Raw genomic sequence first — 25,203 nt, forward strand, 5'->3', positions numbered from 1 at the left:
TCAGCGGGCGGCCCCGGCCCGGCCCGCGGTGGACCCGGCCCAGCTCGCCGGGGACTGGTAGCCGCCGGGCCCGGCCCAGGTCGTGGGACGGCGCCGGGGCGCCTCCGGGGCGCCGTCCGCACGGCCGGCCAGGGCCAGCAGCGCCATTGTCACCGCCGCGACCTCGGCCGGGTCCGGGTGACCGGCGGTGATCCTGATCCGCGGGGCGGCGTCCGTCGCGGCGCTCACGTCGGCGGGTTCCCGTGCTTGCGGACCGGCAGGTCCGTGCGCTTGGCCCGCAGCATCGCGAGCGCGTCGACCAGGGCCGAACGGGTGTCGGCCGGGTCGATGACGTCGTCGACGAGTCCGGCCTCGGCCGCGTAGTACGGGTGCATGAGGTCGTTGCGGTACTGCTTGATCCGCTGGGCGCGGGCGATCTCGGGGTCGGGTGCGGCCGCGATCTCGCGCCGGAACACCACGTTGGCCGCGGCCTCGGCGCCCATGACCGCGATCTCGTTGGTCGGCCAGGCCAGGGACAGGTCCGCGCCGATCGAGCGGGAGTCCATCACGATGTACGCGCCGCCGTAGGCCTTGCGCAGGATGAGCTGCACCCGCGGGACGGTGGCGGCGCAGTAGGCGTAGAGCAGCTTGGCGCCGTGCCGGATGATGCCGCCGTGCTCCTGGTCGCCGCCGGGCAGGAAGCCCGGGACGTCGACGAGCGTCACCAGCGGGATGCTGAAGGAGTCGCAGGTGGAGACGAACCGGGCCGCCTTCTCCGAGGCGTGGATGTCGAGCACCCCGGCCAGCGACGCCGGCTGGTTCGCGACGATCCCGACGGTGTGCCCGTCGAGCCGGGCGAGCCCGCACACGATGTTGGTCGCCCACCCGGCGTGCACCTCGAACAGGTCGCCGTCGTCGACCACCTCGGCGACGACGTCGCGCATGTCGTACGCGCGGGTGGTGTCGGCGGGGACGATGTCGAGCAGCGACGGGGTGGCGCGGTCCGGCGGGTCCGCCGCGGGCGCGACCGGGGGCTGCTCGCGGTTGTTCGACGGCAGCAGCGACACGAGGTGCCGGACGTCGGCGAAGCAGGACTCCTCGTCGTCGTACACGAAGGCGCTGGCCCCGGACTCGGTGCTGTGCACCTCCGCGCCGCCGAGCTCCTCGTGGGTGATGTCCTCGCCGGTCACGGCCGACACCACGTCCGGTCCGGTGATGTACATCTGGGCGATGTCGCGGACCATGAACACGTAGTCGGTCAGGGCGGGGGAGTAGGTCGCACCCCCGGCGCACGGGCCGAGCATCACGCTGATCTGCGGGACGACGCCCGAGGCCCGGACGTTGCGCCGGAAGATCCCGCCGTAGCCGGCCAGTGCGGTGACGCCCTCCTGGATCCGGGCGCCCGCACCGTCGCTCAGGCTGATCAGCGGGGCACCGGCCGACTCGGCCAGGTCCATCACCTTGTGGATCTTGGTCGCGTGCGCCTCGCCGAGCGAGCCGCCGAAGATCCGGAAGTCGTGGGCGTAGACGAACACGGTGCGGCCGTCGATCGTGCCCCAGCCGGTGACGACGCCGTCGGTGTGCGGTCGCCGGTCCTCGAGCCCGAACCCGGTGGCGCGGTGCCTGCGGAACTGCTCGATCTCGCGGAAGCTGCCCTCGTCGAGCAGCATCGCCAGGCGCTCGTGCACCGTGAGCTTGCCGCGGGCGTGCTGCTGTTCGGTCGCCCTGGCGGACGGGCCGGACCGGGCCTGCTCGCGGGCCGCGTGCAACTCGGCCACCCGCGACCGCAGGTCGGCCGTGGTGGTCTGGATGTCGTCGGTGGCGGTCATGTCCTCACCCCTCGCCTCGGGCCGTCGGCGTCACGTCACGTGGTCACTTCACGTGGTCGGGAACGACCTGGGGCGGCCAGGACCCCAGCTCGAAGAAACCCATCGAGTAGGCCTTGGAGATCAGTGCCGGCCGGTTCTTGACCTTCATCTTCCGGAGCAGCGCGGTCACGTGGTACTCCACGCCGCCGCGGCTGAGGAACAGGGTGGAGGCCAGCTGCACGGTGGAGGCTCCGGAGGCGACGCCCTCGAGGATCTTGGCGTCCATGTCCGAGAGCAGCCGGCGCGGCCCGCTCCTGGCCGACGACGGCTCGGCGTCACCGGTGCGGAGCACGGCGACGACACCCTCGACCCGGCCGGCGTTCCGCGCGATCGCGGTCGCCATCAGGTCGCCCTGGAGCGACGAGTCGGGCCCCGCGAGGGCGACCGACCGCTCCTGGAACCGGGGCTGCTGACCGTCCAGCAGCCGCTCCATCTGGTGGCGGACGCGGGTACGGATGCTCGCGTCCAGCAGGTCGCAGAACGCCGACCCGCACACGTCACCGGAGCCGATGTCGCACATCCGGCGGAACATCTCCTGATTCGCCGCGACCACGCGCAGACCCCGGTCGAGCGATACCATGCACGCACTGGTGGATTCCTAGGAAATTCGCTCGTCGGTGGCGCCGTCGTATGGCAGTGCTCGCATGGAATAACTCCCCGAAGTTCAACGGAACGCGCTGTTCCGGGAGCGGACCGGACAGTCGCGGTAGCCGTTCTCGATAACCGATTTCGACCGTATGGAGGACACTCGACGGGGGTCAACGGCTCCCGGACGTAAGCGCTTAACACTGTGGCATCGGAGGTACGGGGGTTCGGTGGGGTGCGGTACGGTGTGTGAGCTGGATCACTACGGTGCGGGGTGCGGACACTGTGGTTCTGCTGGTCGCCACCGTGGTCCGCGTGCGCGCCCGGCGGGTGCGCGAGGTGTGCTGCCGGCGGTCGTGCGGGGCCGCTCCGGCGCTCCGCAGTGCGGGTGCTCAGTGCTGCACGAGACCGGCTTCCTGCAGGTCGGCCAGCCAGTCGTCCATCATGTCCCGCATCCACCAGGGATCGGCGTCCCAGAGCTCGGCGAGGTGCGCGGCCGCGTCGCCGAGGTTCCAGGCGGACCGGCACAGGGCGATCCACATGGCGGTGCCGAGTTCGTCGCACAGCAGCCGGTCGTCGTGCCCCGGGTGCCCCAGCTCCATCCAGCCGGTGTCGAGTGCCCGGACGGTCAGTCCTGGAACCGGTTCCACGTCCATCCCCCTCGGTGCCGGACGGGGTCCGTCCGTGAATCCGCGGCCGGCCGGATCGCCGGTCGGCCGCACTGCCGACATGATGTGTTCACGTTCGCCGTCCTCGATCGTCATCGCGGTGGACTATGCCTTCGGCGAAACCCGGATACCACCAGTATCCACTGCGCGGATCGAACCCGCACTGCCCGGAGCGGACGAAGAACGGGTGTTTTCCCGGTGCGTTCCGTAGTCGGGTGGCGTCCGACCGAGGTGCTCCGTTCCCCACCGGACGGGGGCCGTAAGGTCATGATCGACTTGTTCCCGTCCGTGGTGTCGGAGGTCGCATGAGCGTCGAGGGCGTACCCGAGGGCACCGGCCGCCGCGCGGACCCGGACACCACCCGGGCCCCGGTACGTCGGCGGGGCTGCCGCTGATGCCCCGGCCGGTGCTGGTCGACCGCGACGACGACCTCGGTGCCGTCGACGCGGCGGTCGACCGCGCCGTCGGCGGGTCGGGGAGCCTGCTCGTGTTCACCGGCCCGCTCGGCATCGGGCGCACCGCCCTGCTCGACGAGTGCGCGCGCCGCGGCACCGCCCGCGGGGTGCGGGTGCTGCGTGCCCGCGGCACCGACGACGAGCGCGGCGTCCCCCTGAGCACCGCCCGGCGCCTGCTCGCGGTCGCCCCCACCGACCTGCCCGGACGCGCCGCCCACGGGGACTTCGAGGCCCTGCACGCCGAGCTGGCCGCGCACGCGGCCGACGGGCCGGTGCTGCTGCTCGTCGACGACGCGTCCCGCTGCGACGCGGACTCGCTGCGCTGGTTCGCCTTCCTCGGCCACCGCCTGGCCGGGCTGCGGGTGACGATCGTGCTCACGGCGCTGGACGGCGACGGCGGCCACGACGGCGGCGCCGGACCGGTCCCGGCGGACCTGGTGGGGCAGGCCGGCGCCGTGCGTCCACTGCGCCCGCTCTCGGACGGCGCGGTCGCCGTCGCCGCCCGGGCCGGGCTCGGCCGCGACGCGACGCCGGTCGTCGTCGCCGCGCTGGCCGAGGCGACGGGCGGGAACCCGCTGTTCCTCGCCGCCGTGGTCGAGGAGGTCGCGGCCGGCCCGCACGGCTGCCAGGAGACGCTGGCGCACCGGGTGCGCGAGTGCGCCCCGGCGCGGTTGCGGGACCGGCTCGCCCGCGCCGTGCGGCGGATGCCCGAACCGGAGCGCCGGTACCTGACCGCGGTCGCCGCGGCGGGTGACGTCACCGACGACACGATGCTCGGCCGGCTCGCCGGGCTGGACGCCACCGACACCGCCGCCGCCGGGTCCGTCGCCCGGCGGATGGGGCTCACCGGGCCCGCGGAGCACCGGCTGCGGCACCGCGTCGTCGGCCACGCCCTGGACGTCGTCCAGTCCTCGGGCCAGCGCCGCGACACCCACCTCCGGGCGGCGGAGCTGCTGCGTGACTTCGGCGGGTCCTCCGACCGGGTCGCCCTGCACCTGCTCGCGGTCGGCGGACCGGCGCCGGGCTGGGCGATCGACGCGCTGCGCGAGGCCGCGGGGCCCGCCGCCGGCCGCGGCGAGCCGTGGACCGCGATCCGCTACCTGCGGCACGCGCTGCTCGCCGAGCCGGGCGAGGCCGAGCGGGCCCGCGTGCTCGTCGACCTGGCCGGTCTGGAGCGGTGTCTGGACGCCGGGCTCGCCCTGCGCCGGGTCGTCCAGGCGGTGCCGTTGCTCGGGCCGGTACGTGACCGGGCCGAGGCGCTGTGCCGGGTCACGCCGCTCGCGCTGGAGGGCGCGGCGCCCCCGGTGATCGCGATGCTCCGGGGGGTGGCCGGGGAGCTGGGACGCGCCGTCGCCGGGGACACCGGGGACGCCGCAGGCCGCGAGCTCGCGCTGCGGCTGGAGGCCCGGCTGCACTACGTCGACAAGCACACCCGCGCCGGGCTGTCCGCCGCGGCCGCCCGCCTCGACGAGCTCGAACGGCGTCCCGGTGGGCTACCCCTGGACACCCCGGGCGAGCGTGAGCTCGCCTGCGTCCTGGTCCACTCCGCCGCCGTCGGCGGTCACCGCCCGGCGGCCCGGGTGGCGGCGGTGTGCCGGGCCGTCCTGGCCCGCGAGCCGGCGTCGTCGGAGCACGTGCACAGCACCGTCGGGATGCTGGTGACCTGCCTGTGCATGGCGGACGCGGTCGAGGACCTCCCGGCCTGGCTGTCGGTCGCGGCCGGGCACGCGCGGACCGAGCGGGCCGGCGTCGCCGAGGCCGTGATCCGCGCCGAGCTCGCCGCGGTGCTCCTGTGCTCCGGGCGCCCCGCGGAGGCCGAGGAGGAGGTGCGGCGCTCGGTCGACCTCGTCGACGACCTGGCCGACGACTCCCTGCTGCCCGGCATGGTGCTCGCGCCGGTCCTGACCGCGGTGCACCACCCCTCCGGCGCCGAGCGGGTCCTGGCCCGGTACGGCGCCGCCCCGTCGGTCCCGCCGGGCTTCGGCGCCTGCCTGCAGATGCTGCGGGCCCGCGCCGCGGTCGAGGCCGGCGACGCGGACACCGCTCTGGAGTACTGCCTCGACGCCGGACGCCGGTTCGAGCGGGCCGGCTGGACCGCGACGCCGGTGCCGTGGCGCCCGTGGGCGGTGGAGATCCTCGGCGGGCGTGGCCGGTGGCCGGAGGCCAGGGCGCTCGCCGAGCAGGAGGTGGCCCGCGCCCGGCGCTGGGGGGCACCGACGCAGCTGGGCCGGGCCCTGCGGATGCTCGGGGAGCTGTCCGCTCCCGCCCGTGCCGGCGAGCTCCTCACCGAGGCGGTCACGGTCCTGGACACCGCCGGTGACCGCACCGAGTCCGACCGGGCGGTCCGGGCGGTGGCCGCGCACCGGGACCGGGCCGCCGATCCCGGCACCGGGCCGCTCCCGCGGACGCCCCGCGCCCCGGCGGAACCGCCGCGCGGCGACGCCCCGGCCGGAGCACCGGCGCCGGCGGGCCGCCCCGGCGGCGATGCCCCGCCCGCTCCCGCCCTGACCCGGTCCGAACGGCGGGTCGCGACCCGCGCCGCGCAGGGCCGCACCAACCAGGAGATCGCCGGCGACCTCGCGGTCAGCGTCCGCGCCGTCGAGAAGCACCTGACCGGCGTCTACCGCAAGCTGGGGGTGTCCGGCCGGGCCGCGCTCCGCCGGGTCTGGGAGGGCGGGTCCGATCGCATCGCCTGACCCCGCCGACACCGTCCCGGCCGCGCCGCCGTCCGTCCGCAGCGCGGTCGCGACGCTGCGCGACGAGCCGTCCGGCGTGGTCGCCCTGGCCCGGGCCGCCGCGGTACTCGGCCCGGACACGACCGCCCCCACCCGCGCCCGGGTGGCCGGGCTCGACGACGCCGAGTCCAGCCGCGCCGCCGAACGGCTCGCGGAGCTGGGCGTGCTCGACGGGACCCGGTTCCGGCACGAGCGGGTGCGCGACGCGGTCCTCGCGGACGCCGGCGACGACCGGCTCCGGCAGGTGCACGCCCGCGCCGCCCGGGTGCTCGACTCCGAGGGCGCCCCGCTGGAGCGGGTGGCGGAGCACCACCTCGCGGCCGGTCCGCCGCAGGACGGCGGTGTGGTCGAGCTGCTGCACGTCGCCGCGTCGCGGGCCGAGCAGCGCGGCGACCGCGCACACGCGACCGCCCTGCTGGAGCACGCCCTCACCGGCCCGGTGACCGGACGCCGGCGTGCCGCCCTGCTGGTGGACCTGGGCGTCAGCCGGCGGGTCGTCGCGCCGGCGACGGCGCACGGCCACCTCGTCGACGCACTGGCCCTGCTGCCCTCCGCGCGGGAACGGGCCGAGGTGCTCGCGCACACCGTGCCCCTGCTGTCCGGGACCGATGCCGCGGGCCTGCTCCGGACGCTCGACGACGGCCTGCGGGACCTCGCCGCAGGGACCGTCGGCGCCGGGACGCCGGAGGACCGCGAGCTGCGGCGGCGCCTGGAGGCGCTGCGGCTCTACGCGGCCTCCGAGGACACCGCGCACGTCGGCCGGGTCTGGGACTGGGTGGCGCGGACCGATCCCGGCGCGCTGGGCGCCGGGACCGGCGCCGACGCGCTGCGCGGCGCGCACCTGTTCTTCTCCGCGCTGGGCCTGCACGACGACGCCGCGACGGTCGCCGCCCGGACCGTGGAGGTGCTGCGCGGCGACCTCGACGACAGCGCGTACTTCCAGCCGATCCGGATGGGGGCGCTCGGCCTGCTGTCCTGGACCGAGGCCGACGCCGACCTCGACGCCGTCCACCGTCGTGCCCTCGACGCGGCGCACCGCCGGAACCGCCCCGACGTCGAGGCGTTCCTGCGCGGGGTCCGCTCGCTGCTGCGCCTGCGGTGCGGCCGGGTCCCCGAGGCGCTCGCCGACGCCCGCGCCTCGCTCGACGTCCTCACCGGGGAGGTCAGTGGTGAGGCGCGGTTGATGGTCCTCTACTCGGCGGCGCTCGCGCTGGTCGAGCTCGGCGAACCGGAGGAGGCCGGGCGGCTGCTCAGCTCGGGCGTCCCCGACGGCACGTCCGACCGGACCTGGCGGTGGAGCTGCCTGCTCGACGCCCGTGCCGCCGTCCTGGCGGCGACCGGGCGGACCCGGGAGGCGCTCGCGCTGTCGCTGGAGTCCGGGCGCCGCCTGACGGCCGTCGGGATCGTCAACCCGGCCGCGCTCGACTGGCGGCGGCGGGCCGCCGAGCTGCACCACGACCTCGGTGAGCACGAGGCGGCGCTGGCCGTGGCCGGGGAGCACCTCGCGCTCTGCCGGCGCTGGGGCACCAGCGGGCACGTCGGCGGGGCGCTGCGGGTGCTCGGGGTCGTGCAGGGCGGGGAGCGCGGGCTCGCGACGCTGCGCGTGGCCCGCGCCGAGCTGGCCGCGTCGCCGCGGGTGCTCGACCGGGCGCGGTGCACCGTCGACCTGGGCGCTCTGGTGCGGGAGCACGGCGGCGTGGGGGAGGCGCGGGCCCTGCTGCGGCACGGGCTGGACCTGGCCGACGAGTGCGGGGCGCCGGTGCTCGCCGGCCGTGCCTGCGCGGAGCTGGCCGCCGCCGGTGGCCGGATGCGCCGTTCCGGGCCGTCCCCGCTGACACCGGCCGAGGTCGACGTCGCCCGGCTCGCCGCCGGGGGAGCGACCAACCGGGACATCGCCGGGACGCTCGGCGTCACGCAGCGCGCGGTCGAGGGTCACCTCACCCGGTGCTACCGGAAGCTGGGCATCGGTGGCCGGGCGGAGCTGCCGTCGTCGCCGGCCGACGGGGTCTCCTGACGGTCCGGCGCGTCCGGCGGGCCGGCCCCGGGGGCGCGGCCGGGGAACTCCGCCCCGAGCAGCGCCAGTACGGGGGTCGCCTTGACCGCGGTCTCCTCGAACTCCGCCGCCGGGTCGGACAGCGCGATCACCGCGCCGCCGACGCCGTAGCGGAGCCGGTCCCCGCTCAGGACGGCCGTCCGGATCACGATGCTCAGGTCCACCGTGCCCGTCACCGACAGGTAGCCGACGGCACCCGAGTAGACCCCGCGCGGGCCGGCCTCCAGCCGGTCGAGGATCCGCATCGTGCGGACCTTCGGGGCACCCGTCATGGACCCGCCGGGGAACGCGGCGCGCACCGCGGCGACCGGGCTCGTCCCGGGCCGCAGCCGGGCCCGCACCGTGCTCACCAGCTGGTGGACGGTCGGGTAGGACTCGACGTCGAACACCGGGCCGGCGACGACCGAGCCGACCTCCGCGCAGCGGCCCAGGTCGTGCCGCACCAGGTCGACGATCATCAGGTTCTCGGCCCGGTCCTTCTCCGACGTCGCGAGCTCGGCGCGCAGCCGCGCGTCCTGCGCGGGTGATGCGCCACGCGGCCGGGTCCCCTTGATCGGCTTCGACTCCACGACGCCGTCCCGGCCGATCCGCAGGAACCGCTCCGGGGAGCTGCTCAGCACGGCGGTGCGCCCGAAGTGCAGGAACGACGCGAACGGTGCCCGGTTCGCCCGGCGCAGCCGCCGGTACGCGGACCAGGGGTCCAGCCGCACCCCGGCCTCGACCATGTTGGTCAGGCAGATCTCGTAGGTCTCCCCGTCGAGGATCTCGTCCTGGCAGGCGCGGACCAGGTCGAGGTAGGTCCCGCGGTCGTGCCGCAGCCGGACGGGGGCGGGGTCCGCCACGACGTCCGGGACGGGATCCGGCTCGCGTCCGGCCGCGCCCGCGAGGGTCGCCGCGGCGGCGCCGAGCCATTGCCGGGCGGCGGTGTCGTCGCCGCACTCGGCCAGCGCCAGCAGGTACCCGGAGCCGTCCTCGTGGTCGAGGACGAGGGCGCGGTCGCAGAACACCATCGACGCGTCCGGGTCGGGCGAGCGGTGCACGGCCTCGCCGCCGCACTCGGCCTTCAGCTCGTAGCCGAGGTAGCCGACCCAGCCGGGGGCGAAGTCGAACGGCAGCTCGGGGACCTCCGCCCGGATCCCGGCGAGGTCGCGCTCCAGCCAGTCCAGGAACGGCGACGGGACGACCTCGCGGCCGCTGCGTGTGGTCACCGTGACCGTCCCCGCGTGCACGTCGGCCTCGGCGGTGCGGCCCAGCGGGCCCGACGCGTCACCCATCGCGGACAGCCGGCCGAGCGGTCCGCCGGATCTGCTGCTGTCCAGCCAGAACGGGTGGTGCCCGGTGCGGAACAGCCGGTCGAACGCGACCTCGCCGTCGATCCCGGACGGCACCCGCTCCACGAGGACGCGGAGGCGGCGCGACGGGTCCGGGCCGCCCCGGTCGCCGCGATCGGGCCGACGGTGCCCCGGGGAACCCGGCCCGGCGGGGGCCGCGCCCGGTCCGGGGCCGCCCGCTCCGCCCGGACCGTGGGACCCGGCCGCGGACCCCGTCCGGCCCGTGGCCGCACGATCCGGCGCCGGTGTGCGCCGTGGCCGGTCCGCGCGGTCCGCCCACCGCAGGGTCAGGTCACGGAAGTTCCGCAGCAGCGCCGTCCCGTCGAGGGTGCCGATCGACTCCGGGTGGAACTGCACCCCCCACAGCGGCAGCGTGCGGTGCCGCAGCGCCATCAGCACCCCGTCCGGCGTGCACGCCGTCGCCGCGAGCCCGGCGGGCAGATCCGTGACCGCCAGCGAGTGGTAGCGGACCACCTCGATCGGCGACGGCAGGCCGGCGAACAGCCCGGTCCCGTCGTGGTGGACGGGGGAGCTGCGGCCGTGCCGGGGCTCCGGCGCCCGCCCGACCCGCGCCCCGTGGGTGAGCGCGATCGTCTGGTGCCCCAGGCAGACCCCGAGCACCGGGACCCGGTCCTGGGCGGTGAGCCCGGCGCAGATCCCGACGTCCGCCGGCCGGTGCGGGGTGCCCGGTCCGGGGGAGAGGACGACCTGGTCGAACCCGTCGAGCAGTGCGGGCCGCCACGCCGGGTCGTCGTTGCGGACCACCTCGGGCTCGCACCCGTTCACCCGGCTCAGCTGGTGGAACAGGTTGTAGGTGAACGAGTCGTGGTTGTCGACCAGGAGCGTGCGGATCCCCGCCCCGGGCGACGACGTGTCCCGCGCGGTGCTCACCGGCGCTCCTCTCGATGCGTGCCGGCCGGATCGGCCCGGCGGGTACGGGTCGGTGACGAGTGTGGACGCCGGCCCGCGGACGTCGTCGGTCAGGGCCGGTGCGGTCCGTCACCCCGGACGGGTGTGACACCGTCCCCGCCATGGCCGCACCCTCCGCGGGACACACCCCCGGCACCGACGACGACCGGGTGCTCCGCGCACTGGCGACCACCGGCTACGGGCACTTCACGACGATGCTCGTCACCGACGGCCGGGTCCGCGGCCTCGACCTGCACCTCGACCGGCTGGCCCGGGACTCCCGCGCGTTGTTCGGGACCGTCCCGGACCGCGACGCCGTGTGCGGGCGGATCCGGGCGGTGGCGCCGGGCGACGGCGCCGTCGTCGTCCGGGTGTCGGTCGCCGATCCCGCGCTCGGGCTCGCCACGATCGGTGCGCCTGCCGACCCGCGGATCGCCGTGACCGCCCGGCCCGCACCGCAGGCTGCGCCGCCCCCGCTGCGCGTGCGGACGGTCGGGCACCAGCGGTACCTGCCCGAGGTCAAGAGCGTCGGCCTGTTCCCCACGATGCACCTGCGCCGTCTCGCGAGCCGCGACGGGTTCGACGACGTCCTGCTCACCGACGGGCGCGGCACGGTGCTGGAGGGCAGCACCTGGAACGTCGGGTTCGTGGCGGGGAACCGGGTGGTCTGGGCCGCTGGCCCGGTGCTCGCCGGTGTCACCCGCACCCTGCTGCGGGACGCGCTGCGGGAACCCCCGGCGGAGCTCCCCGGCGTCGACGACCGGGAGGAGACCGTCCGCACGGCGGACCTGCCCCGGTTCGAGGCCGCCTTCGCCACGAACGCGACCGGGATCCGCCCGATCGCCGCGATCGACGACACCCCCTTCCCCGGGACCCACCCCGTCCTGACCGCCCTGACCCACCTGTACACCGCCCTCCCCACCACCCCGATCCCCGCCTGATCACGGATCGGGCAGCGAGGCGGCCGGATCCGGCCGGGTTCCTTCCCGATCCGTGATCACCGGGTAGGTTCCCGGGCATGGGTGGTGCGGCCGGGGGACGGCGCCCCACGCTCGACGACGTCGCCGCCGTCGCCGGGGTGTCGCGCGCGATGGTGTCGATCGTGCTGCGTGGTGCGGCGGGCTCGCGCCCGGCGACCCGGGAGAAGGTGCTCGCGGCGGCCGAGCGCGTCGGGTATCGGCCGGACGCGCGGGCCCGGCTGCTCGCCAGCGGGAGCGCACGGCAGATCGGTGTCGTCCTCGGCCTCTCCGGGCGCTTCCACGCCGAGCTGCTCGACGGCCTCTACCGCGCCGCCGGCGCCGTCGGTCACGAGCTGATCCTGTCCGCGATGACCCCGGAGCGCGACGAGCGAGCCGCGGTCGAGACGCTGCTGGACTTCCGCTGCGAGGCCGCGATCCTCCTCGGTCACGACCTGGACCGGGTGCCGGTGGTGGCCGGCCGGATGCCCGTCACCGTCGTCGGCTGCCGGGTGCCCGACCCGTCGGTGGACGTCGTGCGGACCGCGGACCCGGTGGGCATGCGGCTGCTCGCCGACCACCTCGCCGGGGCCGGGCACACCCGGATCGCGCACGTCGACGGCGGGAGCGGCCCGATCGCGTCGTCGCGCCGGTCGGCCTACCGCACGGCGCTGCGGGAGCGGGGACTGCGCGCCGGGGGCGTCGTCGTGCCCGGCGGCGACAGTCTCGACGCGGGGGTCCGCGCCGCCCGCGCCCTGCTCCGCCTGCCGGAGCTGCCCACCGCCGTGATCGGCTTCAACGACGACGTCGCCGCCGGCCTGGTCGAGGGGCTGCTGGCGCGCGGCGTCCGGGTCCCCGACGACGTGTCCGTCACCGGCTGGGACGACAGCGCGCTCGCCCGGCTGCCCGAGGCCGGCCTCACGACGGTCCGCCAGGACCCGGACGAGCTGGCCCGCCTCGCGGTCGGGCGCAGCGTCGCACGGCTGCGGGGAGAGCGGCCGGAGCCCCGCGAGATCGTCCTGACCCCGGAGCTGGTGGTCCGCGGCTCGACCGCGCACCCGCCGCCGGGTACCTGACCGGTCCGGCGGGAGAGCCCCGCGCGGATCCGTTGACGCCTCGCTTTGAAGCGCTCTAATCTCCTCGTTGGAGCGCTTCAATCGCTCCTCGACGACACGTGCCCGTGGCCGGAGGAGGCTTCCATGACGGCAGTCCAGTACGACCCGTTCGACCCGGACTTCTATCCGGCCGATCCGTTCTCGGTGTACCGGCGGATGCGCGACGAGGCGCCGGTCCACTACAGCGAGCGCTACGGCTGGTACGCGCTGACCCGGTTCGACGACGTGCGCGACGCCATCACCGACGCGGACACCTTCCGCAGCTTCGAGGGCATGGACATCGACGACTCCCGGCTCGAGCACGTCCCGCCGGGCTCGATCGGGTCGATGGACAACCCGCGCCACGACCAGGTCCGCCAGGTCGTGCAGCCGTTCTTCGTGCCGCGCCGGGTCGCCCACCTGGAGGAGGGCGTCCGCGGTGTCGTCCGGGAGCTCGTGTCGTCGTGGGCGGGCCGGGACCGGATCGACATCGGCGAGGAGCTCGCCTGGCCGATGCCGTTCGACGTGTTCTTCCACCTGATGGGGTTCCCCGGCCGGGCCGAGGCGACCGACGCCGACCGGGCCCACCGCGCGCAGCTCGAGCACTGGACGCACGAGCTCAAGGACCGCGTCCCCGGCACCCCGCACCTGGGCCCGAAGGCGAAGGTGGCCACGCCGAAGGTCCAGCAGTACTTCGTCGACGTGCTCGAGTCGCGCCGCCGCCGGGGCCGCGACGACCTCATGACGACGATGGTGCACGCCGAGATCGACGGCGAGCCGTTCGTGCCGGGCGAGATCACCCCGGTCTCCGAGATCAGCGGCCTGATGATGATCCTCTTCCTCGGCGGGGTGGAGTCCACCGCCGGGCTGGTCACCACGATGTTCAAGCTCCTCGCCGAGAACCCGGACCAGCTCGCGCTGCTGCGCTCCGACCCGTCGCTGATCCCGGCCGCGGTCGAGGAGACGATGCGCTGGGCGACCCCGCTGCAGCTCACCGCCCGCACCACCGCGCGCGAGGTGACCCTGCACGACGTCACCCTCCCGGCGGGCTCGCGGGTCGTGCTGGTCCCCGGTGCGGCCAACCGCGACGACCGCCGCTTCCCCGATCCCGACCGGTTCGACATCACCCGCCCGCCCGGCCGGCACGTCGGGTTCGGCGAGGGCGTGCACGGCTGCCTCGGCGCGCCGCTGGCCCGGCTGGAGGCGCGGATCGCCCTGGAGGAGGCGCTGCCCCTGCTCGGGAACTTCGCCCTCGACGGCGAGCCGCGCTTCTACGCCAGCAGCCCGAACATGTACGTCTGGAAGACGATGCCGCTCGCGCTCGACGCGCCGGTGCCGTCCGCGCCGGAACCGTCGCGCCGCCGCCCCGCGCCGCGGGCCGAGCCCGAGATCGAGGCGACGGTCGTCGCCAAGGAGACCGTGTCCGACGGCGTCGTGACCCTGACCCTGCGGGCCGCCGACGGTGCGCCGCTGCCCGGGTGGGCGCCGGGCGCGCACGCCGACCTCGTCTGCGGCGGGGCGCAGGCCCGGCAGTACTCGCTGTGCGGCGACCCGGCCGACACCGGTACCTGGCGGCTCGGCGTGCTCCGCGAGGCGGACGGGCGTGGCACCTCCCGGCACGTGCACGACACCCTCGCCGCGGGCGACACCGTGCGGCTGCGCGGGCCCCGCAACAACTTCCCGCTGGCCTGCTCGCGCCGCTACCTGTTCGTCGCGGGCGGCATCGGGATCACCGCCGTCCTGCCGATGATCGCCGCCGTGGACGCGCTCGGCGCGGACTGGCACCTCGTCTACGGCGGGCGGCGGCGGGCGTCGATGGCGTTCCTCGACGAGCTCGCCCGCTACGGCGACCGGGTCTCGGTCGTCCCGCAGGACGAGGCCGGATTGCTCGACCTGGACACGCTGCTGGGCACGCCGCGCGACGACACGCTCGTCTACTGCTGCGGGCCGGAGCCGCTGCTCGCGGCGGTGGAGCAGCGGTGCGCGGGCTGGCCGGACGGCGCGCTGCACGTCGAACGGTTCAGCCCGAAGCCGCAGGCCGGACCGCGGCGCAGCACGGCGTTCGAGGTGGAGCTGGTCCGGACCGGGGTGACCCTGACCGTGCCGCCGGAACGGTCGGTGCTCGACGTCGTCGAGTCCGCGGGCGCGACGGTGCTCTCGTCGTGTGCGGAGGGCACCTGCGGCACCTGCGAGACCCCGGTGCTCGCCGGCGAGGTCGACCACCGTGACTCGGTCCTCGACGACGGGGAGCGGGCCCGCGGCGACTGCATGATGATCTGCGTGTCCCGGTCCTGCTCGGACCGGCTGGTGCTGGACCTGTGACGCGACGGCGCCGCCGGTCGCCGGGGGACCGGCGGCGCCCCGCGGGGAGCGGGTCAGTGCTCGACGTCGATCCAGGCGCGTTCGTCGACCGACCGTGCGACGGCGTCGAGCACCCGGGCCGCGGCCAGGGCGTCGTCGATGGTGGCGCCGCCGCTGCGCCCCTCGGCGATGCCGGCCAGGAACGCCGCGCACTCCGACACCTTGAGGTCGTCGAAGCCGGTCGGGTTGCCCGCGCCCGGCTGGAACAGCGCGAAGTCGCCGTCGCCGGGAGCGGCGGCCCAGGTGGTCGCCGGCTGGTCGACGTAGCGGTCCCCGGCCGCGACGACGAGCTCGCCCGGCCGCCGGAAGTCGAACGAGAGGAGGCCCCGCGTCCCGTGGATCTCGAACCCGTAGTCGTTCTGGTCGCCGGCGGCGACCCGGCTGGCCTCCAGCGTGACGATCGACCCGGCCCCGGTCCGGCCGAGGACCGAGACGAAGTCCAGGTTCTCCACCTCACCCGTGGGGGAGTCCGCGTCGCCCCGGACGTACTGGCTCGCCCCCGCCCCGGCGAGCGGGCGCCGCGGGACGAACCGCTCACCGTCGGCGACGACCGTGGTGAGGTCGCCGACCAGGAACCGGACCAGGTCGGCGCCGTGCACGGCGAGGTCGTTGAGCACGCCGGAGCCGCCGTGCTCCCGGGTGAACCGCCAGCTCAGCACGCCGTACGGGTCGGCGGCGAAGTCGGTGAGCAGCCGGAACCGGGCGTGCGTGAGCGTGCCGAGGGTGCCCTCGTCGATGACCCGCTTCGCGCGGGCGACGGCCGGGACCATCCGGTAGTTGAAGCCGACGGTCGCGCACACCCCGGCCCGGTGCACCGCGTCGGCGACGGCGGCGGTGTCCGCCGTGGACAGCCCGACCGGCTTCTCGATCCAGAGGTGCTTGCCGGCCTCGGCGACGGCGACACCGATCTCCCGGTGCCTGCTGTTCGGCGCCGCGCAGCTGACGGCCTCGACCTCCGGGTCGGCGACCAGGTCCTCCCAGCGGGCGTGCCCGCGGGCGAAGCCGTAGCGCGCCCGGTGGTCGGCCACGGCCGCCGCCGCGGGATCGGCCACCGCGACCGGACGGGGACGCCGCGCGAGGTCCGGGACGTGGTGCGGGACCCGGGCGTACGCGCGGGCGTGCAGGTGGCCCATCCAGCCGGCGCCGACGACGCCGATCCCGATCTCGTCGCCCACGGCTCAGCCCTCCGGCTTCACGGCGACGACGGGGACCGGGCTCTCCAGCAGCAGCCGCTGCGAGATGCTGCCGAGCAGCGCCTTGCTCAGGCGGTTGCGGCGGCGCAGCCCGATGACGAGGCGCTGCACGTCGCCGCGCTCGTCGATCTCGTCGAGGACGGCGTCGGCGGGGTCGCGGTCCCCGGGGCCGCGGCGCTCCAGGACGGTGACGCCCGGCCCGGCGTCGGAGATCGGCTCCAGGGTCAGGTTCAGCAGCACCAGCGCGGTGCCGAGCAGTTCGGCCTCGGTGGCACCGGCCGTCCGGGCCGCCCGGCCCTCGGCCCCGGCGCTCACGGCGACGAGCACGCTCATGGTCTCTCCCTCCTCGTACGGGGATGCTCAGGCGTAGCGGGAGCGGAACTCGGCCTCGAGCTGCTCCAGGGTGCGGCCCCGGGTCTCCGGGACCGTGCGGACGGTGAAGACGATCGCGGCGACGCCGAGCGCCGCGAACAGGAAGAACGAGTTGGCGATGCCGATGGCCTCGACGACCGGCGGGAACAGCAGCGCCACCAGGGCGTTCGCGATCCAGAGCACGAACACGCTGATGCCGATCGCGAGGCTGCGGATCTTCAGCGGGTAGATCTCGGACAGGATCAGCCAGACCAGCGGCCCGATCGTGCCCTGCATGCAGAACACGAACGCCACGACGAACACCAGGATGAACCAGGCCTTCGCCGGCCCGTCGGGCAGCAGCAGCGCCGAGAGCCCGACCAGGACGTGGAACGTCGTGGTCAGCACGAACCCGCCGACGAGCATCCGCCTGCGGCCGATCTTGTTGATCAGCAGGATGCCGACGGTGATGCCCAGGACCGAGAACAGCCCGTTGAGGGTGTTGGCCAGGATCGCGGCGTTGGCCGAGAAACCCGCGTCGGCGAGCAGCTGGGTGCCGTAGTACATGATCGAGTTGATACCGGTGGCCTGCTGGAAGACGCCCAGCCCGGCGCCGATGAGGATGAGCCTGCGGATCCAGCGCACACCGAGATCGGTGGCGCCGCCGGTGCGGGCGGTCGTCTCCTCCTCGGCGAGCCGGTGCACCTCCGCCATCTCGGCCTCGGCCCGCTCGGTGCTGCGCACCTGCCTGAGGACGGCGAGCGCCTCGTCCACACGGCCCTGCGCGACCAGCCAGCGCGGGCTCTCCGGCATCCGCAGCATCCCGACGAACAGCACGATCGCGGGGGCGACGGCGACGAGCAGCATGACCCGCCAGATCCAGTCGATCTCGCCCCACACGTTGTAGATCAGGGCGTTGACCACGAACGCGGCGAACTGGCCGGAGACGATCATGACCTCGTTCCGGGTGACCAGGCCGCCGCGCCGCTCCACCGGGGCGATCTCGGCCAGGTAGACGGGGACGGTCGCCGACGCGCCACCGACGGCCAGGCCCAGGATCAGCCGGAACAGGGCGAGGACCTGCCAGTTCGGGGCGAGGACGCACCCGATCGTCCCGATCATGAACACGACGGCGAGCAGCAGGATGTTGTGCCGCCGGCCGTGCCGGTCGGACAGCATCCCGCCGAACAGGGCGCCGAACGCCGCACCGAAGATCAGGATGCTGACGACGAAGCCCTCGGTGAGCGGGGTCAGGCCCAGATCGCGGGTGAGCGGCTCCAGCGCTCCGTTGATGACGCCGGTGTCGTAGCCGAACAGCAGCCCGCCGAACGTGGCGATGACGGTGATCAGGCCGAGGCGTGCCGAGTGCGGCCCGCGGACGTCCGGGGGCAGACCGGCGGGAGTGTTCGTCGCGCCGTGAGCGCTCATGGTTCCTCCACATCGAGGCGCGGCGGACGAGGACAGGGGTGACCGCCGGGCGGCCGGCCGCGAGCGGGGCCCGGTGGGATCGACGGGGGACCGGGTGGCCGCCGTCCACCGGCGGCCACCCGGGGCGGGATCAGGTGTTGGTGGGGAAGCCCAGGTTCACACCGGCGTGGCCGGGGTCGAGCCAGCGGGTGGTGACGACCTTGCCGCGGGTGAAGAAGTGGACGCCCTCGGTGCCGTGGGCGTGGGTGTCGCCGAACAGCGAGTTCTTCCAGCCGCCGAAGCTGTAGTAGGCCATCGGCACGGGGACGGGCACGTTGATGCCGATCATGCCGACCTCGACCTCGTTCTGGAAGCGGCGGGCGGCGCCGCCGTCGTTGGTGAACAGGGCGGTGCCGTTGCCGTAGGGGTTGGCGTTGACCAGGTCGACGGCCTCGGCGTAGGTGCCGACCCGGATCACCGACAGGACGGGGCCGAAGATCTCGTCGCCGTAGATGCTCGACTCGGTGGAGACGTGGTCGAACAGGGTGGGGCCGACGAAGAAGCCGCCGTCGGTGCCGGGGGCGGCGTCGGCGTCGAACTCGCCCGTCCGGCCGTCGACGACGAGGGTGGCACCGGAGGCGACGCCGGCGTCGATGTAGCCGGTGACGCGTTCCTGGGCGGCGCGGGTGACGAGCGGTCCCATGTCGCTGGCACGGCGGCCGTCGCCGGTGCGCAGTGCCTCGGCCCGGTCGGCGATCTTGCCGACGAGGGTGTCGGCGATGTCGCCGACGGCGACCAGTGCGGAGACGGCCATGCAGCGCTCGCCGGCGGAGCCGAACCCGGCGTTGATCGCCTGGTCGGCGGCGAGGTCGAGGTCGGCGTCGGGCAGGACGACCATGTGGTTCTTCGCGCCGCCGAGTGCCTGGACGCGCTTGCCGTGCGCGGTGCCGGTCTCGTAGACGTAGCGGGCGATCGGGGTGGACCCGACGAACGAGATCGACTTGACGTCCGGGCTGGTGAGCAGGGTGTCGACGGCGGTCTTGTCGCCGCCGACGACGTTGAACACGCCGTCGGGCAGGCCGGCCTCGCGCCAGAGCTCGGCGATCCACAGGGCGGCGGAGGGGACCTTCTCCGACGGCTTGAGGACCACGGTGTTGCCCGCGGCGATCGCGACGGGGAAGAACCACATCGGGACCATCGCGGGGAAGTTGAACGGGCTGATGATCCCGACGACGCCGAGCGGCTGGCGCACGGAGTGGACGTCGACGCCGGTGGAGGCGTTCTCGGTGGCCGAGCCCTTGAGCAGGTGCGGCATGCCGCAGGCGAACTCGACGACCTCCTGGCCGCGGGCGACCTCGCCCGCGGCGTCGGAGGCGACCTTGCCGTGCTCGGCGGTGATCAGCGCGGCCAGCTCCGGGGCGCGGGCGTTGAGCAGCTCGCGGAACCGGAACAGGATCTGGGTGCGGCGGGTGAGGCTGGTGTCGCGCCAGCCCGGGAACGCGGCCTTCGCGGTGGCGATCACCGCGGCGGTCTCGTCGGCCGAGGCGAGGGGCAGGTGTGCGGTGACCGCGCCGGTGGCCGGGTCGGTCACGTCGGAGAACCGCCCGGAGGTGCCCTCGACGCGCTTCCCGCCGGCCCAGTGGTGCAGCGTCGGGACGTCGGTCTTCGGGAGCGTGCTCGTCATGATCCTCTTCTTCCTCAGGAGCTGCTGGGGCGCAGGTACGGGCGCTGGGTGGCCTTGTGCCCGTCGTAGACCGTGCGGGCGGACCGTGTCGAGTCGAGCTCGCTGACCTCGGACACCGGGACGTCCCACCAGGACGCCGAGTCCGGGGCGCCGATCAGCGGGTCGGTCTCGACGTGGATCACGGTGCTGTCGTCGGCGGCCTTGGCGGCCTTGATCGCGTCGGCGAACTCGGCCGGGGTGTGCGTGCGGATCACCCGCAGCCCGAAGCTCTCGGCGTTGGCGGCGAGGTCCAGCGGGAGCCGGTCGCCGTCGAGCCGTCCGGAGCCGGCCGAGCGGTAGCGGTAGCGGGTGCCGAACCGCTGCGAGCCGAGCTCCTCGGACAGCGCGCCGATGGAGGCGAAGCCGTGGTTCTGCACCAGCACGGTGATCACCTTGATGCCCTCCTGCACGGCCGTGGCGAGCTCGGTGGCCATCATGAGGTACGAGCCGTCGCCGACCATGACGAACACGTCGCGGTCCGGGCAGGCGAGCGCGACGCCGAGGCCGCCCGCGACCTCGTAGCCCATGCAGGAGTAGCCGTACTCGACGTGGTAGCCCTTCGCGTCCCGGGTCTGCCACAGCTTGTGCAGGTCACCGGGCATCGACCCGGCTGCGCACACGACGACGTCGCGCGGGTCGGACAGGTCGTTCACCAGGCCGATGACCTCGTTCTGGGTCAGCAGGCCGCCGGTGCCGCGCGCGGGTACCGCGGGGTGGAACGCGGCGTCGACGGTGGCGGCCCACTCGGCGTCGAGCCGGGTGTACTCCGCGGCGTAGCCGTCGGCGACGCGGTGGCCGTCGAGCCGGGCGGTGAGCTCGGTGAGCGTCTCGCGGGCGTCGGCGACGACCGAGACCCCGGAGTGCTTCACCGCGTCGATCGGCGCGACGTTGACGTTGACGAACCGCACGTCCGGGTTCCGGAACGCGGTGCGGCTGGCGGTGGTGAAGTCGGAGTAGCGGGTGCCGATCCCGATCACCACGTCGGCGTCGGCGGCGATCGCGTTCGCCGCGGTGGTGCCGGTGGACCCGATGGCGCCGAGGCACTGCGGGTGGTCCCACACGAGTGTGCCCTTGCCCGCCTGGCTCTGCCCGGCCGGGATCCCGGTCGCGGCGCAGAACGCGGCCAGGGCGTCGGCGGCGGCGGAGTAGTGCACCCCGCCCCCGGCGACGACGAGCGGCCGCCGCGCGCCGCGGATGATCTCCGCGGCCTGGTCGACGGCCCACGACTCGGGCCGGGGGCGGGCGACGTGCCAGGTGCGCTCGGCGAACAGTTCGACCGGCCAGTCGTGGGCCTGGGCCTGCACGTCCTGCGGGAAGCAGACGGTGACGGCCCCGGTGGCGGCCGGGTCGGTGAGCACCCGCATCGCCGACAGCAGTGCGGCCGGCAGCTGCTCGGGGCGCCACACCCGGTCGAAGTACGCCGAGACCGGCCGGAACGCGTCGTTCACGGTGACGTCGCCGGCGTCGGGGCGTTCCAGCTCCTGCAGCAGCGGCGACGCGGCGCGGTCGGCGAAGGTGTCGGCGGGCAGCAGCAGCACGGGCAGCCGGTTGATCGTCGCCAGCGCGGCACCGGTGACCATGTTGGTCGCGCCCGGCCCGACGCTGGAGGACACCGCCCAGGTCCGCAGCCGGTCGTTCGCCCGGGCGTAGGCGACGGCGGTGTGCACCATCGCCTGCTCGTTGCGGCCCAGCACGTAGGGCAGCAGGTCCGGGTCGTGCAGCTCGGCCTGCAGCAGCGCCTGGCCGAGGCCCGCGACGTTGCCGTGGCCGAAGATGCCGAAGCAGCCCTCGAACAGCTTCTGCCGCATGCCGTCGCGCTCGCCGTACTGCGCGCCCAGGAACCGCACGGTCGCCTGGGCGACGGTGAGCCGGATCGTCTCGGGCATGGTCACTGGCCTCCGGTGAGCCGGGTGTCGATCTCCTGGTCCGCCCACGTGTCGCGGACCCAGGCCTGGTCGGGATGGTCGCTGATCCGCCAGGCCCGTTCCTCGCCCGGGCCCGCCATCACGTTGAGGTAGTACATGTCGTGCCCGGGAGCGGCGGCGCACGGGCCGTGCCAGCCCCACGGGACGAGCACGGTGTCCCGGTCGCGCACCTCGACGAGGACGTCGATGTCGTTCCCGGGGGAGCTGGAGGTGCGGTGGAAGCCGAGGCCCGGCTGCCCGGCGGGGCCGGGGGCGATCTCGAAGTAGTAGATCTCCTCCAGCTCGCACTCGTGCGGACCGGCCTCGTCGTGCTTGTGCGCGGGGTAGCTCGACCAGTTCCCGCCCGGGGTCACCACCTCGACGCAGATCGCCGACGCGGCCTCGAACACCCCGGCGGCGCCGAAGTTGCGCACCTGCCGCGACGACTGCCCGGCCCCGCGCAGCTCCACCGGGACGTCGGACCGGGGGCCGTGGCGGAACGGCAGCTCCCGCTCGGTGCGCGCCCCGCAGAGGGCGAACCGGCCGCCGGCCTCCGAGGTCACGGAGACCGCGGACCGGACCGGGAGGTAGGCGAAGTCGGTCGGGCCCTCGAACACACCGGCCCGCCCGGCCAGCACGATGGACTCCGCGCCGCGGGTGACCGTCGCCGAGCCGGACAGCGGGACGAGGAACATCTCCTCGCCCGCGGTGTCCACGGTGCGCGATCCGCCCGCGGGCAGGGCCAGGATCCGCAGGCTGGAGTGCTCCCAGCCCGCCGTCCCCTGGGTGACCTCCAGCTCGTAGCCGTCGGCCGGGGCGGATCCCGCCGGGATCACGTACTCGTCGTTCCCCTTCACGCGGCCCGCACCTCCTGCGGCCGCACGAGCGAGACGGCGGTGTCGACGGCCGCGCCGACGTCACCGTCCTCCGGGTACAGCAGGGCCCGCCCGACGATCAGGCCGCGCACCGACGGCAGCTCCAGCGCCGCCTTCCAGGACGCGTAGGTCTCGTCCGGGCTGGTCGTCGGGTCACCGCCGAGCAGCAGCGTCGGCAGCGTCGTCGCCTCCATCACCCGCTCCATCTCGTCGACGACGGGCAGCTTCATCCAGGTGTAGGCGCTGGAGGCGCCGAGGCCCTGGGCGACGTGCACGGACCGGATGACGGCCTCGGGGGACAGGTCGTTGACCACGTGCCCGTCGACGCGCCGGGACCAGAACGGCTCGACCATCGCGACGAGCGCGGCCCGGTTGGCCTCGGTGACCACCTGCGCGCAGGTCTCCAGCGTGGCGACCGACGCGGGGTCGGCCGGGTCGATGCGGGTGAGCATCTTGATGGCCTCGAACCCGGCGTCGACGGTGCCGCGCACGTCGTAGCCGGTCAGCCGGTCGTCCAGCTCGAACACCGAGCCCTGCAGCCCGCCCCGGTTCATGGACGAGACGACGACCTTGCCCTCCAGCGCGCCGAGCAGCAGGAGGTCCTCGAGGACGTCGGCGGTGCCGAGCACCCCGTCGACCCCGGGACGGCGCAGCGCGGTGACCAGGCGGTCGAGCAGCTCGGGGCGGCTGGCCATGGCGTCGGCGCGGCCACGGGCGGACAGCGCCCCGCGGGCCGGGTGGTCCGCGGCGACGATCATCAGCCGGCCGTCGGCGGGGACGAACGGGCGCCGCCGCCGCGACGCCAGCAGCGCCGGGATGCGCTCGGGGGCGAGGGCGCGGATCTCGCGGACCTCGTCGTAGTTCCGCGCGAAGTTCACGCTGTCTCCTCGGAGGTCGTGGCGGCGTTCGGGTCGCCGCCCGACAGCAGGACGTCGATCTCGGCGTCGGTGGGCATGGCGGTGGAGCACTCCAGGCGGGAGGCGACGATCGCGCCCGCGGCGTTGGCCCGGCGCAGCACCTCGTCCAGGGGCCACCCCGCGAGCAGGCCGTGGGCCAGCGACCCGCCGAAGCTGTCACCGGCACCGAGGCCGTTGTAGGGGGTGATGTCGATCGGCGGGGACACCACGCGCTCGGAGCGGGACTTCGCGAGCACGCCCTTCGGGCCCTGCTTGACGACCGCGAGCTCCACCCCGGCGCCGAGCAGGGCGTCGGCGGCGCGTTCCGGGTCGGTCTCGCCGACCGCGACCTCGCACTCCTCGCGGTTGCCGACGGCGACGGTGACCTGCCCGAGCACCTTCTGGACCTGCTCGGTCGCGGCGGCGGGGGACTCCCAGAACATCGGGCGGTAGTCGAGGTCCAGCACCGTCGGACGACCGGCCCGGGCCGCGAGGGCCTCGTGGTGCGCCGAGCGCGACGGCTCCTCCGACAGCCCGGACACCGACAGCCAGAACAGGCCCGCCCCGGCGATCGCGTCCCGGTCCAGGTCCGACGGCGCGACCTGCAGGTCCGGCGCGGTCGGCTTCCGGTAGAAGTACAGCGGGAAGTCGTCCGGCGGGAAGATCTCGCAGAAGGTCACCGGCGTCGGGTACTCGGTGTTCGTGACGACGTGCCGGTCGTCGACGCCGAGCCGGCGCAGCTCGCGGCGCACGTAGCGGCCGAACGGGTCGTCGCCGACCCCGGTCACGATGGCGGCGCGGCGCCCCAGCCGGGCGGCGGCGACGGCGACGTTCGCGGTGGTCCCGCCGAGGAACTTCCCGAACGAGGTGACGTCCTCCAGCCCGACGCCGACCTGCAACGGATAGATGTCCACCCCGGCGCGGCCGAAGGTGAGGATCTCAGCGGGGGCGTTCATGGGTCCTCGGCGACCTCTCGTGTGTGCGGCGGTGACGATGACGACGGTAGGCCGTGGTCACCTCCGTGGTCAATAGTTTGTACAGACATAAGGACAACATGACGTCGCGCGGTAGGGTGGGGGACATGGCCACCCGCTCCGACGCCGTGCAGATCGACGTCCGGCTGGACCGCTCCAGCCCGGTGCCGCTCTACCACCAGCTCGCGCAGGCGATCGAGACGGCGATCGACCGCGGTGCGCTGCAGCCGGGGGACCGGCTGGAGAACGAGATCACCCTGACCGAGCGCCTCGGGCTCGCCCGCCCGACCGCGCGCCAGGCGATCCAGGAGCTCGTGCGCAAGGGTCTGCTGGTGCGCCGCCGCGGCCTCGGCACCCAGGTCGTGCGCCCGGCGATCCACCGCGACGTGCGCCTGACCAGCCTCTACGAGGACCTGACGGACGCCGGGCGCGCACCGGAGACCCGGCTGCTCGCCCACGAGGCCGTCACGCCGGCGACCTCCGGGGTGCCCGCGCTGCGGGACCTCCTCCCGGCCGACGAGCCGCTGCAGATGCTGCGGCGGCTCCGCCGCGCCGACGGCGAACCGCTGTCGATCATGACGAACTACCTGCCCGCGCGGTTCGACCTCGACGACGACGTGCTCGCCGAGCGTGGCCTGTACGCGCTGCTGCGGGAGCAGGGTGCGCAGATCGCGATCGCCCACCAGACCATCGGTGCCCGGCTCGCGCACGACGACGAGGCCGCGCTGCTCGAACGTCCGGCGCCGCTGGCCTGCGTCACGGCCGAGCTGACCGTCTACGACGACGCCGGCGCCCTCGTCGAGCTGGGCCGCCACCTCTACCGCGCGGACCGCTACACCGTGCAGACCTCGCTGGTGGTCTGACCCCGGACACGGCTCCGCCCCGG

General features: G+C 75.0%; 19 protein-coding genes. 6 read left to right on the forward strand and 13 right to left on the reverse strand.

Going from position 1 to position 25,203, the window contains the following annotated elements; genetic code table 11:
* The 4 genes from AD017_RS25885 to AD017_RS25900 all read right to left on the reverse strand — a co-directional run bounded on the left by AD017_RS25885 (position 1) and on the right by AD017_RS25900 (position 3,082).
* The gene (locus AD017_RS25885; protein WP_060575847.1) at positions 1 to 228 is read right to left on the reverse strand and encodes an acyl-CoA carboxylase epsilon subunit; all 228 of its coding nucleotides are present in this window, start codon (positions 226 to 228) and stop codon (positions 1 to 3) included.
* Positions 225 to 1,808 (reverse strand): acyl-CoA carboxylase subunit beta, encoded by a 1,584-nt coding sequence (locus AD017_RS25890; RefSeq protein WP_060575848.1) that lies wholly within the window; start codon positions 1,806 to 1,808, stop codon positions 225 to 227. The genes AD017_RS25885 and AD017_RS25890 overlap by 4 nt, the downstream gene beginning before the upstream one ends.
* A 43-nt stretch (positions 1,809 to 1,851) precedes the next feature.
* Positions 1,852 to 2,427, reverse strand: coding sequence for a PAS and helix-turn-helix domain-containing protein (locus tag AD017_RS25895; protein ID WP_029239576.1), 576 nt, complete (start codon positions 2,425 to 2,427; stop codon positions 1,852 to 1,854).
* Positions 2,428 to 2,824: 397 nt separating this feature from the next.
* Positions 2,825 to 3,082: a hypothetical protein gene (locus AD017_RS25900; protein WP_145984076.1), complete on the reverse strand. Its 258-nt coding sequence runs from the start codon at positions 3,080 to 3,082 to the stop codon at positions 2,825 to 2,827.
* Between the two features lie 412 nt (positions 3,083 to 3,494).
* Between AD017_RS25900 and AD017_RS25905 the strand changes: the two genes are divergently transcribed.
* Both AD017_RS25905 and AD017_RS25910 read left to right on the forward strand, forming a co-directional pair.
* On the forward strand, positions 3,495 to 6,251 hold the full coding sequence (locus tag AD017_RS25905; RefSeq protein ID WP_060575850.1) for a LuxR C-terminal-related transcriptional regulator: 2,757 nt from the start codon (positions 3,495 to 3,497) through the stop codon (positions 6,249 to 6,251).
* Positions 6,252 to 6,327: 76 nt separating this feature from the next.
* Positions 6,328 to 8,304, forward strand: coding sequence for a LuxR family transcriptional regulator (locus tag AD017_RS25910; RefSeq protein ID WP_060575851.1), 1,977 nt, complete (start codon positions 6,328 to 6,330; stop codon positions 8,302 to 8,304).
* Here the strand turns inward: AD017_RS25910 and pabB are convergent.
* Positions 8,238 to 10,565 (reverse strand): aminodeoxychorismate synthase component I, encoded by a 2,328-nt coding sequence (gene pabB / locus AD017_RS25915; RefSeq protein WP_227012587.1) that lies wholly within the window; start codon positions 10,563 to 10,565, stop codon positions 8,238 to 8,240. The genes AD017_RS25910 and pabB overlap by 67 nt on opposite strands.
* A 140-nt stretch (positions 10,566 to 10,705) precedes the next feature.
* Here pabB and AD017_RS25920 point away from each other — a divergent pair, with 140 nt between their 5' ends.
* The 3 genes from AD017_RS25920 (at position 10,706) to AD017_RS33680 (ending at position 14,955) form a co-directional block, all read left to right on the forward strand.
* A complete protein-coding gene (locus tag AD017_RS25920) occupies positions 10,706 to 11,524 on the forward strand; it encodes an aminotransferase class IV (protein WP_060576617.1) in 819 nt (272 codons plus the stop codon).
* Positions 11,525 to 11,601: 77 nt separating this feature from the next.
* Positions 11,602 to 12,615: a LacI family DNA-binding transcriptional regulator gene (locus tag AD017_RS25925; RefSeq protein ID WP_060575852.1), complete on the forward strand. Its 1,014-nt coding sequence runs from the start codon at positions 11,602 to 11,604 to the stop codon at positions 12,613 to 12,615.
* Between the two features lie 123 nt (positions 12,616 to 12,738).
* Positions 12,739 to 14,955: a cytochrome P450 gene (locus AD017_RS33680; RefSeq protein ID WP_082398977.1), complete on the forward strand. Its 2,217-nt coding sequence runs from the start codon at positions 12,739 to 12,741 to the stop codon at positions 14,953 to 14,955.
* A gap of 53 nt (positions 14,956 to 15,008) precedes the next feature.
* Here the strand turns inward: AD017_RS33680 and AD017_RS25935 are convergent, their stop codons facing one another.
* The 8 genes from AD017_RS25935 to iolC all read right to left on the reverse strand — a co-directional run bounded on the left by AD017_RS25935 (position 15,009) and on the right by iolC (position 24,299).
* Positions 15,009 to 16,169 carry a Gfo/Idh/MocA family protein gene (locus AD017_RS25935; protein ID WP_060575853.1) on the reverse strand — a complete coding sequence of 387 codons (1,161 nt, stop codon included), beginning with the start codon at positions 16,167 to 16,169 and terminating at the stop codon, positions 15,009 to 15,011.
* Between the two features lie 3 nt (positions 16,170 to 16,172).
* Entirely contained in the window at positions 16,173 to 16,520 is a 348-nt protein-coding gene (locus AD017_RS25940; RefSeq protein ID WP_060575854.1) for a universal stress protein, read from the reverse strand.
* A 27-nt stretch (positions 16,521 to 16,547) separates the two neighbouring features.
* The gene (locus AD017_RS25945) at positions 16,548 to 17,966 is read right to left on the reverse strand and encodes a sugar porter family MFS transporter (protein ID WP_060575855.1); all 1,419 of its coding nucleotides are present in this window, start codon (positions 17,964 to 17,966) and stop codon (positions 16,548 to 16,550) included.
* Between the two features lie 130 nt (positions 17,967 to 18,096).
* Positions 18,097 to 19,629, reverse strand: a complete 1,533-nt coding sequence (locus AD017_RS25950; RefSeq protein ID WP_145982606.1) for a CoA-acylating methylmalonate-semialdehyde dehydrogenase — start codon at positions 19,627 to 19,629, stop codon at positions 18,097 to 18,099.
* 14 nt (positions 19,630 to 19,643) lie between these two features.
* Positions 19,644 to 21,554, reverse strand: coding sequence for a 3D-(3,5/4)-trihydroxycyclohexane-1,2-dione acylhydrolase (decyclizing) (gene iolD, locus AD017_RS25955; RefSeq protein WP_060575856.1), 1,911 nt, complete (start codon positions 21,552 to 21,554; stop codon positions 19,644 to 19,646).
* Between the two features lie 2 nt (positions 21,555 to 21,556).
* Positions 21,557 to 22,429 carry a 5-deoxy-glucuronate isomerase gene (gene iolB, locus AD017_RS25960; protein ID WP_060575857.1) on the reverse strand — a complete coding sequence of 291 codons (873 nt, stop codon included), beginning with the start codon at positions 22,427 to 22,429 and terminating at the stop codon, positions 21,557 to 21,559.
* Positions 22,426 to 23,325 (reverse strand): class I fructose-bisphosphate aldolase, encoded by a 900-nt coding sequence (locus tag AD017_RS25965; RefSeq protein ID WP_060575858.1) that lies wholly within the window; start codon positions 23,323 to 23,325, stop codon positions 22,426 to 22,428. Before AD017_RS25965 ends, iolB begins: the two co-directional genes overlap by 4 nt.
* The gene (gene iolC / locus AD017_RS25970) at positions 23,322 to 24,299 is read right to left on the reverse strand and encodes a 5-dehydro-2-deoxygluconokinase (RefSeq protein ID WP_010240615.1); all 978 of its coding nucleotides are present in this window, start codon (positions 24,297 to 24,299) and stop codon (positions 23,322 to 23,324) included. Before iolC ends, AD017_RS25965 begins: the two co-directional genes overlap by 4 nt.
* A gap of 125 nt (positions 24,300 to 24,424) precedes the next feature.
* Here iolC and AD017_RS25975 point away from each other — a divergent pair, with 125 nt between their 5' ends.
* A complete protein-coding gene (locus AD017_RS25975) occupies positions 24,425 to 25,180 on the forward strand; it encodes a GntR family transcriptional regulator (RefSeq protein ID WP_060575859.1) in 756 nt (251 codons plus the stop codon).
* Positions 25,181 to 25,203: the final 23 nt, after the last annotated feature.

Origin of the sequence: Pseudonocardia sp. EC080619-01, assembly GCF_001420995.1 — a bacterium.
Taxonomy (GTDB): Bacteria; Actinomycetota; Actinomycetes; order Mycobacteriales; family Pseudonocardiaceae; genus Pseudonocardia.

Bases quoted from the DNA above. Each gene is read 5' to 3' on its own strand.
- AD017_RS25925 (WP_060575852.1), top strand. From the start codon at position 11,602: ATGGGTGGTGCGGCCGGGGGACGGCGCCCCACGCTCGACGACGTCGCC.
- iolD (WP_060575856.1), bottom strand. From the start codon at position 21,554: ATGCCCGAGACGATCCGGCTCACCGTCGCCCAGGCGACCGTGCGGTTC.
- AD017_RS25950 (WP_145982606.1), bottom strand. From the start codon at position 19,629: ATGACGAGCACGCTCCCGAAGACCGACGTCCCGACGCTGCACCACTGG.
- AD017_RS33680 (WP_082398977.1), top strand. From the start codon at position 12,739: ATGACGGCAGTCCAGTACGACCCGTTCGACCCGGACTTCTATCCGGCC.
- AD017_RS25975 (WP_060575859.1), top strand. From the start codon at position 24,425: ATGGCCACCCGCTCCGACGCCGTGCAGATCGACGTCCGGCTGGACCGC.
- AD017_RS25920 (WP_060576617.1), top strand. From the start codon at position 10,706: ATGGCCGCACCCTCCGCGGGACACACCCCCGGCACCGACGACGACCGG.
- iolC (WP_010240615.1), bottom strand. From the start codon at position 24,299: ATGAACGCCCCCGCTGAGATCCTCACCTTCGGCCGCGCCGGGGTGGAC.
- AD017_RS25895 (WP_029239576.1), bottom strand. From the start codon at position 2,427: ATGGTATCGCTCGACCGGGGTCTGCGCGTGGTCGCGGCGAATCAGGAG.
- AD017_RS25890 (WP_060575848.1), bottom strand. From the start codon at position 1,808: ATGACCGCCACCGACGACATCCAGACCACCACGGCCGACCTGCGGTCG.
- AD017_RS25905 (WP_060575850.1), top strand. From the start codon at position 3,495: ATGCCCCGGCCGGTGCTGGTCGACCGCGACGACGACCTCGGTGCCGTC.
- AD017_RS25940 (WP_060575854.1), bottom strand. From the start codon at position 16,520: ATGAGCGTGCTCGTCGCCGTGAGCGCCGGGGCCGAGGGCCGGGCGGCC.
- AD017_RS25945 (WP_060575855.1), bottom strand. From the start codon at position 17,966: ATGAGCGCTCACGGCGCGACGAACACTCCCGCCGGTCTGCCCCCGGAC.